We start from the raw sequence: 12753 nt of genomic DNA on the forward strand, positions 1-12753 counted from the left end.
GCGCCCCGGTCATCACTCGGCCGAACCATGTTCCCGCCACCAGCGCACGGTGGCGGCGAGGCCCCGATCGAAATCCTGTTTCGGCCGCCAGCCAAGGAGCTCCTCTGCCCGGGAGATGTCGAGCGCACGCCGCGGTTGACCGTTCGGCTTCGTGGCATCCCAAACGATTCGCCCCGTATACCCGCACACGGCAGCGACTTTCGTCACCAGATCCCGGATCGAGATCTCCGTGCCACCCCCGAGATTGATGGGAATCGGTTCTTCGATGATCTCTGCCGCTGTGACGATCGCCTCGGCAGCATCATCTACGAAGAGAAACTCACGGGTCGCATCGCCGGTGCCCCAGCAGACGATCTCATCGGCGCCGGCGACTCGCGCCTCCTCGCATTTACGGATCAGGGCCGGAATGACGTGGCTGGTCGAGGGATCGAAGTTGTCCCACGGTCCGTACAGATTCACCGGGACAACCACGGTCCCACGCATCCCGTACTGCCTACGGTAGCCGTCGAGCATGACGAAGATTGCTTTCTTCGCGATCCCGTAAGGAGCGTTCGTCTCCTCCGGATACCCGTCCCAAATCGTCTCCTCGCGAAATGGGATCGGGCAGTACTTCGGATAGGCACAGACGGTTCCGGTATGGACGAATTGCTCGACGTCATGACGGCGGGCATGCTCGACCAGATGCATGCCCATTGACATGTTGGCGAAGAAAAACCGCCCTGGCTCGGCCATGTTCGCGCCGATTCCACCGACCTCGGCAGCCAGATGGATCACCACCTGGGGGCGTGCCGTCGCATACAGCCGCTCGACGTCGCTCTCGAGCGTCAGGTTGAACTCCCGACGGCGCGGCACGAACAGCCGGGTATCGCTGACACCTCGCTGTCGCAGGACGCGGCATACGGCCCGCCCGAGAAAACCGGCACCACCGGTGACGACGACACGTTTCTCGGCCAGATCGATCCGCGACACACTCAGCACTCCCCGCTCCGCCCCCACCAGTACGACGCTCGTCGTCCGACACAGATCATCGGAAATGGAGGCCGGGATCCGCGCAGTTGGCCGCCAACACGCCTTCCTTGTGCGCGATCTCCATGTCGCCCTTGACCATCATCGCCACCAACTCGTCGAACGAAACACGCGGCTGCCACCCGAGGCGCTCCCGCGCCTTCTTCGCGGAGCCGAGGAGAAGATCCACCTCGGCAGGGCGGTAATACCGGGGATCGACTTCGACATGATCCCGGTAATCCAGCCCGACAGCCGCGAAGGCCTTCTCACAAAACTCCTGCACCGAGTGCGTCTCGTCAGTGGCGACGACGTAATCATCGGGGGTGTCCTGTTGCAGCATCAGCCACATCGCCTCGACGTAGTCGCCGGCGAATCCCCAGTCGCGGCGGGCGTCAAGATTCCCGAGGTAAAGCTTCTGCTGGAGGCCAAGCTTGATCCGCGTCGCAGCCCGGGTGATCTTCCGCGTCACAAACGTCTCACCACGCCGCGGACTTTCATGGTTGAAGAGGATGCCGCACGAAGCGTGCAGCCCGTAGCTTTCGCGGTAGTTGACGGTGATCCAATGAGCGTAGACCTTGGCAACGCCGTAAGGACTCCTCGGATAAAAGGGGGTCGCCTCGGTCTGCGGCACTTCGACGACCTTCCCGTACATCTCCGAACTGGACGCCTGGTAGAACCGCACCTGCTCGCCCATGGCGTCCTGGTAGTCGCGAATCGCCTCGAGAAGGCGCAACGTCCCCACTGCCGTCACGTCAGCCGTGTATGTCGGCTGATCGAAACTGACGCGAACGTGGCTCTGGGCAGCGAGGTTGTAAACCTCGGTCGGCCGGATCTCACGGATCAGGCGCGACAGCGCGTTACCGTCGGACATGTCGCCGTAGTGCAGTTGCAACGGTCGATCGGTGTCGTGGACGTCGCGATAGAGGTGCTCGATCCGCTGGGTACCGAACGTGCTGGAACGCCGGACGAGCCCATGAACCTCGTATCCCTTCGCAAGCAGCAATTCGGCCAGATACGACCCATCCTGGCCCGTGATCCCCGTGACGATCGCCCGCTGAGTTCGTCGCACGTTGTCCTCTTTCTCCCGCCGCACAGTGGCCGAAGCCCTCTTGATCGATCCGTCATCACTCCGCGCAGACCGACACATTCACCCGATTTTCGCCGACGCACCACGATCGAGCCCAACGGGCCTCGACCACCGGGCTGGACCGACGATGGGCGAACCCAGTCACCCCCCGCCGCCAGCCGCTGTCGCGCCGCTCCCATGCGGAATGCCGGCATCCGCGGAGCGAACCACAGATCCGGTTGCCGTCGACTCGGCGGTTGAATCAGCGGGCTTCGTGTCAAGACGCTCCGCGACCGCACGGTCGAATGCAGGCAGCATCACCGACAGAAACTCCCGGCAGATTCCGCTCGACTGCGGCGCACTGACCGCGGTCTGATCGATGATCGCATACAGCTTGTACACCGCTGCCGTGCCGGCAAGTTCGATCCGCGCGATCTGCGGAGCAAGCCATTCGCCACGCACTCCATAGGTCCAATACACCCGGATGGTCTGGCCGGTCTTCCGAAACGTGCCCACGAACGCCTCCGCACGCCGGCCGTCTTCGAGGGTGATCGTCTCGCGGTGCTCCGTCTCCGCGATCTCGAACCCCGCGGCGGGGTAGCAGCGATCAGGGGTGTGCCCCGAGGCATCGTGGGGCGTTGCACAAATCACGAAGGCCGCGACTTTCGCGCCGGTGTCGTTGTTTTGATAGAGCCGCGAAACATGTCCGACGGCACCGGCGCGCTCCAGCTGCTCCTGACTCGACTCGACGTCGTCGACATACTTCCAAGGCCCAATCTCGGCGGGAAAGGCCTCCTCGAGGATCATCGCGCTGACCTTCAACTCACCGGCGATATCGCGATCCGACCAGCGCTCGGTCCAAACACCCTGGACCGCGGTGACGACGGCCACGAATGCGGCGGCGATGACCAACGGGATCACGGCTCTTGCCCGTTCGTTGAACATCTCCCGGTCTCCGGTAGGCGGGTGGTCGAGGTATCAGCCTTCGAACCGCGGTCGGTATCAACGCAGAGCCTGGGTGTAGTTCCGCCTACTTTTCCCGAGGGCGACGCCGTGCATGACGCAGCCGAGCACCGTGATCCCCACCGACCGGAGCCGACTGATCGAAGCGGTCAGATTCGGAACGCTCGTCACGTCGCGCATCACCGACACGACAGCGACATCGGCCTGCTGACCGAGAAGCAGCGCGTCGGCCAATTCGATACACGGCCCTGAGTCGATGACCACGTGGTCGAAGGCATCGCGGTACTTACCAAGGATCGTTTTCAGTTGCGGTCTGGACAAGGCGAGGATCGATTCCGTGTCACACCCGCCTGCCGTCACGGTGAACAGTCCGTCGATCTCGGTAGGCTGAATCACCTCGTCGTTGCCGCACTCGCCCCGCAGGACCTCGGAGAGGCCGGTCCCGAGATCGATCTGGACGATCGAGTGGACCGAGGGATGCCGAAGGTCGCCATCGATGAGCAACGTCCGCTTGCCCGACCGGGCGATGCTCGCCGCCAACTGGGCGGCAAGCGTGGTCTTCCCCTCGTGTTCACCGGAGCTCGTGACCAGGATCATCTTGGCCGCATCCCGCCCCGCCTGCATCGTCAGGGTACGGATCGTGTCGATCGACTCCATGAAGCGGCCGACATCGGTCGGTGCACGCTTCGATCCGCGCCGACGCAAACGCGGCAGCGTGCCCAGCAGCCGCACACCGACGCGATTCGGGATCTCTTCGGGGTAGCTCAGTCGATCGCGAAGCAGCTCCGTGCCGATCGTGAGACCGACTCCGGTGGCGAATGCGAGCACGCCCGACAGTCCGGCGAGGACTGCACGGGAGACGTCGCTCGACGACTGCGGCACCGACGCCGGCTCGAGGAGGCGGACACGGGAGGGCATGTTGATGTCGACGCTCGACGCCTCGAGTTGCTTGCCCAAGAGACCGGTCACCTGCTCCAACTGGTCGATCTCACCCCGCCGCAGTTCCAGATCGGAGTTGGCGCGGCCGATCAGCAGCAGTTCCTCGGAGAGCTTCTGGTACTCGTTCCGGCTCTCCTCGAGAATCTTCTCGATCACCGCACGTCGGACCCTGAGCACGGCGGGGCTGACGGCGGCCTGACCCGGATTTCCGACGTTGCTCCGCAACTGCCTCGCGACCTGGGGCCGCAACTCGGCTCGCACTTCGTTGAGCTGCCGTACCGCCGATTGGTACTGATCCCGGAGCCGCCGGACCGATGGCTCGCTCAAACCACGGGCACTTCTCGCCATTTGCTCCGAGAGCGCCTGCCCGAGCGACCGGATCCGCTCCTTGACCTCTGCCACGGCGGGATCGCGATCGATGACGGCCTCGACCGCGTCGTCGCCCCTGTCTTCCGCGGAATCGTTCTCGGAGTCGAGCCCGTCGGCAATTGCCAACTCAGTGTCGATCCGCGATAGGTCATTCTCGGCATTCTCGACATCGGCCCGAATACCCGCCAACTGATCCATCAAGAGGGCACGGTTGGTCGTGACTTCAGAACTCGAAAGGGAATTGGTCGTCCTGGCGATCTCGTAGAACTTCTCCTTGCGGCTGCGCAACTCCGACTGACTCTCCTTGAATTTCTTCTCCAATTGATCCCGCTTCGCCAACCGGTCGGCGCGATCTTTGTTGACGATGTCGTCGAGGTAGCTCTCCGTGACCGCGTTGAGGATCTTCGCCGTGTCCTCAGCGATCGGCCCTCGCAAGCGGAGGGTCACGACCTCCGACTCCTGAGGTGCCGACATGAGGATGTTCTTGGCCAGCCAGTCTGACGGATCGTCCTGCTCCTTGATCGTGGGCAGATCGGCAACACCGGGACGCCGCAGTGCGGAGTTCAAAACGAACGGGCTCTTGAGCAACTGCATCTGGGTCTTGCGGTACTGATCCTGGACACCCGCGACCGGGCCCAGCATGCCCTGCTCCGAGCGCATCTGCAGCCAGACGACCGCTTCATAGCCCTTCGGCAGCAGGAACCATGTCGGCACCGCCACCAGCGGCGCCAGCAACGAGCCGATCAAGAGAGCCGGCAACCAACGTCGCCGGACCGCATGCAGCAACCGCCGGGCGTCGAACCCCGGCGGACCTTCGGCACTCGGGGGGACCGCGACCGTTTGGTAGTCGGGAAACGGCACGAGAGGCGTGTCGCCCCTGATCGTCAAACCCCCGACCGACGGAGACGGGACAGCCCCAGCCGGAGTCGCTGCGAACCCGCCGTCGGCTTCGGACGCGGTCATGCCCGTCCACTCCTCTCGATGAAACCCGCTGCCCCTCGAAACGATTCGAGCAGACGGCTCGACCAACCGCTCCCCGGCATCACCCACGCCGGTTCACAAAGCGGGACACGATCACGGCAAACGCAGCGACAGCAGCGGAAAGTCGGATGGTTGCGGCCGATCTTTTCCGCGGAATCCCTCGACCGAACCTGACCTGAGTATACCGTCAGATTCCGGGCAGCAAGCCGTCTCGCCGCCCACGGACGACATCGTTGGAATCATGTTTTTTCGATGTCTTGGGGGCGACTTCCGGCGAGCCACCACCACCTCGACGGAGACGCTCCGCCGTCGTGCCGTAGGGGGCAAACGGCTTGGTCTCCGTCTCGACTGCAAGCCGTGCCGTTGGCTGCGAAACCGGAAGCAGCCCATCCGACGACACACGTCGACCGGCGGTGGCCGCCGACGTCTGCAAGCCGATCGCAATCATTTCGGCCTCGTCCTCCACGACCATCAGTTTCGCGAGCAGATACTGCTCTCCGTACAGCATCGCCAAGGCCATCGGCATCATGAACCAGCCGGCGAGGTCGTGAAAAACCATCTCGGCGATTTCTGACGTCGCGATCTGGTACAGCATCCCGGTGACGGTGATGCGGATGGAGTTGACGATCAATGCGATCGGGATCGCACTGGCGATGATAATCCCGTTCTCCCATGCCGGCCGGTCGCCGAGCATGACCAATGCCACCGACAACGCGATGAAGATCGTGAGCATTCGCAAGCCACTGCAGGCATCGACGACGCCAAGGTGCATCTCACCGATGACGATCTGGTTACCTTCCTGGAACGCCTCCAATCCGAACGTCTGCAGTGCGAACGTGCTCACCGTCGTCGCCAAGCCCTGCAACGGCCCGAGAAGGTAACGCGTTGCTTCGTCGGGCAACGGAAACATGAAGATCAGGAACGCGATCGGCGCCCAGCCCCACCGCAAACCGCTCCAACCGCACGACAGCAGGAACGCCCCCGCGACGGCCGGCACGAAGGTGTACATGTCGATCGTGACGATGCGGAAGGAGGCAGCGCCGAGCCGAATGCCGAACGCCAACGCGAGCAGGGCCAAGCCCGCCAACCGCGCCGAATCGGTCACCGGCTCGAGCCGATCGCGCCACCACAGCAACATGCCGGCGGAGAACAGCGGCACGAGCCAGCCGTGCGAGTACTGGGCGTTGCTCCAACTGGCATGGGCGTTGAGCAAGCCGGGCCAGTAGGCGTAGATCATCAGGCCGACGAAGACCAGCATGGTCACCAGCGGACCGCGCTGGGCCGGTTCGCCAAGATCGCGGCGCAGATTGCGGAGCCGACGCACCCAGCCTTCGAGCAGCCCTTCATCCTCGGCCTCAGGTCGGCCGACCACGCCGCCGGCCGATCCTTCCCGGGGCATCACGGCCAGCCCACCGGCGGAAGTCGGTGATTCGATCGAGGTGCGTTCTATGCCCTGACCAAAGGCATTGACCGTTCGATCCTTGGCTTTCGGCGTCAGCGGCAACATTGAGCAACCCGAGCGTGAAGACCCCTCTCGCCTGCCTGGCAGTCATCAGGGGGGCAGGACCGGGGATGCCGACGGGTCTGTCGGCGACTTGATCGCGGCCCTCGGCCCCTGTGCCAGACAAGCGCTTCCCTCACGCTCGCTGGCGAGATCGAAGTCTACACGGTCACGGAAGGGGGGGAAACGGTTTCGGTGAGTCCGCCCGGCGGCTGCCATCGGCTGGAGCGACACTGCCGGCGGCTGAACGCACCGCCGATCCGTACCGCTTTTGCCCGGGGTTTTGGTACGCTCCGCTACGAACGCGGCCTCGGGCCTACCCACCACCCCTGTCGATCCTGACGGTTGGAGTCACGAAAACGACATGAGTTCGTGGGACAGTGGTGCGGACCATTCCGGTCGCGACGCGGCATCCTCGGCCGATGACGCCCTGCCAGACAACTCCTTCCAGGATCGGCCCTCGGCTGCGAACCGACGTCCACGCGCGTGGGCGTCGGTCGCCGGCACGGTCGGACGGGTGGCAGGAACGCTGCTCCTGCTTGCCTTTGCCCTGCGAAATGTCGAGTGGAACACGCTGGCATCCGATCTCCGGACGGCCGACTGGCGCTGGTGGTTGGCGGGGTTGACGGCCGGCGTTCTCGTCCAGGTGGTCGCGGCGGTTCGCTGGGGTTCGCTGGCGCGGCCGATCGGCTTCCGACTCTCGACCGCGACATTCATCCGCCGGTTTTTCGAGGGGGCGTTTTTCAGCCTCTGCCTGCCCGGTTCGATCGGCGGCGACGTCGTCAAAGCATTCCGCCTGTCGGACACTGTCGACGGCCGACTGCTGGCGGGCTGCACGATCCTCGCCGACCGGATCACCGGTCTCACGGCGCTTCTGGTTCTGGCTTTCACGGCGCTCGTCTCGCAGCACTACACGCTGCCGGTCACCGCGACGATCGCGGTCGGAACGGCCCTCTTGCTGCTGGCGATGACCGGCGCGTTCCTCGGCGTACGGATGATCGATCGGGTGATCGCCCGCCTTCCTGAGAACCACCGCGTGAAGCGGTTCCTCATCTATCTCCTCCCCTACCAGATGCGCCCCAGCCTGATTGTGCGGGCCCTTGCCTGGAGCATGGTGGTGCAGATGGGGGGCGCGTTCGCCGTCTCCCTCGTGGGTCGGTCGGCCGGGGTCGATCTGCCGCTGGCAGTATGGTTCGGATCGGTGCCCCTGGTCGCCGTGGCAATGGTCCTGCCGATCAGCATCAGTGGCGTCGGCGTCCGCGAAGGTGGTCTTGCGCTCCTGCTCAAACCCCACGGCGTCGCGCCGGAGCAGGCGGTCGCGATCGGTGTATTGTGGTTTCTGACGACGATCGTTTGCGGTCTCCTCGGAGGCGCGTCGTTTCTCGCTGAACGCCGACCGGCGACGATCTCGCTCCCCCAAGGACTGCAGTCGACCGCCGCCCCCCCCGGGGTGAGCATCCGGCACTCGGGCGGGCCGGCACGACCCGGCCATGCCGCGGTCGGCCCGGGGAGCGATCGCTAGCCGACCGGCGGGCCCGACCGGCGGTGGCGGTCGAAGATGAGCAAACCGGCGATCGACTTGGCATCCTCGATCCGCCCGTCGAGGCACATCGCCACCGCCTCGTCGATGCTTACCTCGCGGGCCCGGATCTCCTCGCCGGGCTCGAGCTCCTGCGGACCGGCGACGAGACCCTCCGCCACGAAAAGGTGCATCCGTTCGCGGAGGATGCCTGGCGACATCCAAAACGCCCCCAGCGCCCTGATCGTCCCGGCGCGGTAGCCGGTCTCCTCGACGAGCTCGCGGGCCGCGGCCGCGGACGGGGGCTCGGGCCGATCGAGCGTTCCGGCGGGCAATTCGAGGAGCGTGGCCCCGACAGCGACGCGCGCCACCTCGACGAGGCACACGTTCCCGGACGGTGTCACGGGGATCACGACGACGCTCCCCGGATGGTCGACGACCTGGCGCTCGTGGAGCGTTCCGTCGGCGCAGTGCTGCACGACACGAACGACGCGGAAGCGCCGGCCTTCGAAGAGAACCTCGGCAGGTCGGGAAGCCATCGTCGTGCGCTCCGGAAACGGGGGATCGCTCGGGGACACCGCGGGCCTGACGGTATCAAGGGAATTGGCCGCTCACGGGCGTGACCCGCTCGGCGCCGACCGCCAGCCGCTCCCGTGCCGCCAGTCCCTTCGTCGTCACCATCGCCAGCGCGATTCCCGAGCCACCGTCGGCCGACCAGGCGGCGCTCGTCACGCCACCGACCGGGTCGCGCGTCCCGTCGTCGTCGAAGGCGACCACCCCGGCACCGCCGGTCGGGAGGACGGTCGCACTGGCGAGCCTCACCAGGCGGCGGTTGACGTGGCCGAGTGCGTCGATCCTGGCGACCGTCTCCTGGCCGAGGTAGCACCCCTTCGTGAACGAGATCGCCTCCCTGTCGCGTCCCAATTCCTGGGGGAGTGCCCGCTCGGGGATGTCGTGGGGCAGCGGGTAGCCGTTCTCGATCCGCACGGCGTCGACCGCCGCCGCAGCGGCGGTCACGAGGCCAGCCGCCGCACACGCGGCGTCGAAATCCGCTCCCGCCGCCCCGGGAACGAGCAGCAACCAACCTCCGGGCCAGACGCCGGCCGCGGAGATCGTCTTCAACGCGTTGAGGTCGACGCCCGGGACAGTCCGCACGTCCGCTGACCGGGTTGCGGCCAACCAAGCCGTCGCCTGCGGCCCGGCCAGGCCCCGAACCTCCCAGGTGGCGGAGACATCGGCCACCGTGAGCCGCTCGCGGATGTGGTATCGCTCGAGATGGACGGCGAGATCGCTTTCCACTCCCGGCCACGCCACCAGCCAGACGTCGTCACCTTCGCGGAGCACGTGGACCAACGCCACGATCTGCCCACGCGCGTCGAGCAGCATCGCTTCGCTCGAAGCGCCGTGCGCCAACGCCGCCACGTGGGCGGTCGCGAACGCGTCGACGAACCGCATCGCATCGGGGCCGGCGACGTGGATCACGGCGCAGCCGGGAATCGCGAACCGTGCCACGCCACGGCGGAGCTCGGAATACCCCGGCGGGACGGGAGTGGGCGTGGCGTCGTCCATGGAACCAGCGGGTGCGGCGGCCTGACGGGGATCGTCCGCGGAGGGTACCACTGTCGGCCGCGCGAAAAAAACGCCGCCTTCGACCGACCCTGGCGAACGCTCGGCCGGGATCCTGCGTACAGCCTCTCGTTCGCACGACGCGGGATCGGAATTCCGGATCCCCGTCGCGTGAGGGCCGTGGTCGATCGGCAGGGAACGCTGTCGCGTCACCCTCCGTCGGCCCGGATCACGGCGTCGAGCGGCACCCGCGTGCGGAAGGTTTCCGCCGTGACTCCGTCGGTGTAGACGCGGTCGCACCGTGCGCCCGCGGCATCCCGGAGTGATGACGTTCCGAGTCCGGAAAGTGATGGTGGCCGATGGCAACGGTGCGCTTCGAGGGTCAGTGCCACGACGGCTTCGACGAGGATGGCTGCTATCCCAACCCGTTCGCCGCGGATCACGGTGAGGAATCCGGCCACGACCTCCCGCCGCTCGGCGAGCGGCCGTCGCTGCGTCCACGGGTCGCGCGGCGCGTGCCACGTCCGCAGTCCGGGCTGCACCGGATCGCCGAGGTGCGCGAACAACAAGGCGTCTCGCAGCGCAACGTCGCCCGCCGCTTGGGGCTGGAATTGGCCGTCGTCCGCCGCCAGGAACAGTCCGACTGCGATCTGCGGATCTCCGACCTGATGCTCTGGCAGCAGGTCCTCGATGTGCCGATCGCCGAACTGCTCGTCGAGGGGGAGGGGCAACTCTCCGGTCCCGTCCTGGCCCGTTCCCGAATGGTGAAGCTGATGAAGACGGCGGCTGCGATCCGCGAACAGTCCGGCAGTGGCGCGCTGGGCAAGTTGGCCGACATGCTCATCACGCAGATCCTGGAGATCATGCCGGAACTGGCCGACGTCACTCCCTGGCATTCCGTGGGACAGCGACGGACCCTGGCGGAGTTGGGTCGAACCGCCTGCCAGGTCGTGTCGGAGGACTCACTCCGCAGCGGCGGCTCGTGAGCGGGGCGGCGGGCACGTCGCCGTCGCACACCGCGCTTGATTCGCGCCGTGCCGGCGGCCTACGATCCGTCGGTCGTCTGCCGATCCGTCGCTCCCCCGCGAGGTCCGTTCCGGTGTTTTCGCTGCTCGGCGTCCTGCTCATCGTGCTGGTGCTGTTCGTCGCCGTCGCCATGACGGCGAAACTCGTCCTCGGAAAGTGATCCCGGGTGACGCTGCCGTCCGCGGTCGTCCTGGCCGTGCCGCGAGCCTGACGTCTGCCGCGTCGCTCCGACGAACAGCAGGGCCACCAGCGCCCCCAAGACCCCGGCGAACGTCACCCAGGCTCCGACTGCCAACCCGAAATAGTCGCGGAGCCACACCCGTGATGGTGGCTCGACGCTCCGCGGCACCTTCCGTTGGACGGGGCCTTCGCGGCCCGTCTGTTTCGCCATCCCGCGGCGGAACTCGTCCCAATCCGCTTGGGCATCGGGGCGGGCGAGGGCCTCGAGCCATCCGTCCCGGGCCCACCACAGGCCCAGCGGAGGGCCGACAGTGGCGGCCAACCAGAGCGTCGCCAGTACGGTGATCTGAAGCCTGTTGCGCGAAAACATCGCCGCGGAGTTCCCGGAAAAGCATGGGGGCCCGACGGCGACCGCTCCGGCACCGTCCCCCCCATTCTGCCGCGTCGACCGGGCCGCTCAACCGGTCTGGCGAGGCGGCCGACGGTTCGCTACCGTCCCCGCCGATCCTCCCGTTCCCCGCCCCGCGTCCCTCGAAGGAGTCGTCAGCGTGGTCACCGACCCCTGCACGCTTCGCAGCCGCGTGACCGCGATCCTCGCGGCCGTGGCGTTCGCCGGCCTCCCGACGGCGGCACTCGCCCAGTCTGGCCAGTCCGGCTGGCTGCCCACCTCGTGGTTCACGCCGAGCCAAGTCGACCCCAAGGCGATGTTCCCGTTGGCGGAGCAGGACGGTCCCTGGCTCGTCCTCGCGACGACGTTCCGCGGCGAGGGTGCCCGCGACGACGCCCGGCGTCTGGTCCAGGAGCTGCGGCAGAAACATGGCCTCAAGGCCTACACCCACGAGAAATCGTTCGACTACACGGGATCGCCGCAGGGTCTCGGCCTCAATCCCGACGGTTCGCCGAAGAAGATGCGCTATGCCAACAGCGCGCAGGTCGTCGAGGTCGCCGTGCTCGTCGGCGACTTCGCGTCGTTCGACGATCCCCGCGGCCAGAAGGTCCTGGCCCGAGTCAAACAACTCCATCCCGAGGCCCTCTCGGGCGAAGGAGGGCGGAGCCGGTCCTATTCCGAGTTCCGGCGGATGGTCGGCCTCGACCGGGGCACCGGCAAGGGGCCACTGCATCTGGCGTTCGTGATCCCCAATCCGCTGCTGCCGGAGGACTTTTTCGCCCGCCAGCAGATCGACCGCTTCGTCCTCGACATGAACGCCGACGTCACCCACAGCCTTCTCGACTGCCCGGGGGCGTACAGCATCCGGGTGGCGACCTTCACCGGTGCCGGAAGCTTCGACCAATCCACCGCCGAGGAAACCCCCGGCGCCAGCCGGCTGGTCGAGGCGGCCGAGCAGGCCCATCGGCTCACCGAGACGCTGCGCCGTGCCGGCTGGCCCGCCTGGGAGTTTCACGACCGCGAATCGAGCATCGTCTGCGTGGGATCGTTCGACGAGGTGCGGATCCGGCAACCCAACGGCGGCACGGCCCTCCATCCCGAGGCGGCGAGGATCGTCCGCGAACTCGGCCCCGACCCAGCGCGGCTGGCCGCCGGAGCCGTGATGCCGCGGACGATCGACGGGATCCTCCTCGACGTCGCCCCGAAACCGATCGGCGTGCCGCGCCGGCCGGCCCGCGCCAAGCTCTGAT

The 12753-nt window shown here is 66.6% G+C and carries 11 protein-coding genes; 3 read left to right on the plus strand and 8 right to left on the minus strand.

Features of this window, described 5'->3' with window-relative positions; genetic code table 11:
- Nucleotides 1-12: 12 nt before the first annotated feature.
- The 5 genes from FJ309_03800 to FJ309_03820 all read right to left on the minus strand — a co-directional run bounded on the left by FJ309_03800 (nt 13) and on the right by FJ309_03820 (nt 6830).
- Entirely contained in the window at nt 13-960 is a 948-nt protein-coding gene (locus FJ309_03800; GenBank protein MBM3953733.1) for a GDP-L-fucose synthase, read from the minus strand.
- Nucleotides 961-1024: 64 nt separating this feature from the next.
- Complete coding sequence (gene gmd / locus FJ309_03805; protein MBM3953734.1) at nt 1025-2074, minus strand: GDP-mannose 4,6-dehydratase; 1050 nt, start codon at nt 2072-2074, stop codon at nt 1025-1027.
- 159 nt (nt 2075-2233) lie between these two features.
- On the minus strand, nt 2234-3016 hold the full coding sequence (locus tag FJ309_03810; protein MBM3953735.1) for an exosortase-associated EpsI family protein: 783 nt from the start codon (nt 3014-3016) through the stop codon (nt 2234-2236).
- Nucleotides 3017-3073: 57 nt separating this feature from the next.
- The gene (locus tag FJ309_03815; protein ID MBM3953736.1) at nt 3074-5305 is read right to left on the minus strand and encodes a polysaccharide biosynthesis tyrosine autokinase; all 2232 of its coding nucleotides are present in this window, start codon (nt 5303-5305) and stop codon (nt 3074-3076) included.
- 205 nt (nt 5306-5510) lie between these two features.
- The gene (locus FJ309_03820; GenBank protein MBM3953737.1) at nt 5511-6830 is read right to left on the minus strand and encodes an exosortase/archaeosortase family protein; all 1320 of its coding nucleotides are present in this window, start codon (nt 6828-6830) and stop codon (nt 5511-5513) included.
- Between the two features lie 358 nt (nt 6831-7188).
- On the opposite strand from FJ309_03820, the gene FJ309_03825 reads away from it, so the two are divergent.
- Nucleotides 7189-8346 (plus strand): flippase-like domain-containing protein, encoded by a 1158-nt coding sequence (locus tag FJ309_03825; GenBank protein ID MBM3953738.1) that lies wholly within the window; start codon nt 7189-7191, stop codon nt 8344-8346.
- Here FJ309_03825 and FJ309_03830 read toward each other — a convergent pair.
- Nucleotides 8343-8882 carry an NUDIX hydrolase gene (locus FJ309_03830; protein MBM3953739.1) on the minus strand — a complete coding sequence of 180 codons (540 nt, stop codon included), beginning with the start codon at nt 8880-8882 and terminating at the stop codon, nt 8343-8345. The genes FJ309_03825 and FJ309_03830 overlap by 4 nt on opposite strands.
- A 55-nt stretch (nt 8883-8937) precedes the next feature.
- Nucleotides 8938-9912, minus strand: a complete 975-nt coding sequence (locus FJ309_03835) for a hypothetical protein (GenBank protein ID MBM3953740.1) — start codon at nt 9910-9912, stop codon at nt 8938-8940.
- A gap of 356 nt (nt 9913-10268) precedes the next feature.
- Between FJ309_03835 and FJ309_03840 the strand changes: the two genes are divergently transcribed.
- The gene (locus tag FJ309_03840; protein ID MBM3953741.1) at nt 10269-10895 is read left to right on the plus strand and encodes a helix-turn-helix transcriptional regulator; all 627 of its coding nucleotides are present in this window, start codon (nt 10269-10271) and stop codon (nt 10893-10895) included.
- Between the two features lie 59 nt (nt 10896-10954).
- Here the strand turns inward: FJ309_03840 and FJ309_03845 are convergent, their stop codons facing one another.
- On the minus strand, nt 10955-11485 hold the full coding sequence (locus FJ309_03845) for a hypothetical protein (GenBank protein MBM3953742.1): 531 nt from the start codon (nt 11483-11485) through the stop codon (nt 10955-10957).
- A 178-nt stretch (nt 11486-11663) separates the two neighbouring features.
- Here FJ309_03845 and FJ309_03850 point away from each other — a divergent pair, with 178 nt between their 5' ends.
- Nucleotides 11664-12752: a hypothetical protein gene (locus tag FJ309_03850; GenBank protein ID MBM3953743.1), complete on the plus strand. Its 1089-nt coding sequence runs from the start codon at nt 11664-11666 to the stop codon at nt 12750-12752.
- Nucleotide 12753: the final 1 nt, after the last annotated feature.

The organism is Planctomycetota bacterium (assembly GCA_016872555.1).
Lineage (GTDB): Bacteria > Planctomycetota > Planctomycetia > Pirellulales > UBA1268 > F1-20-MAGs016.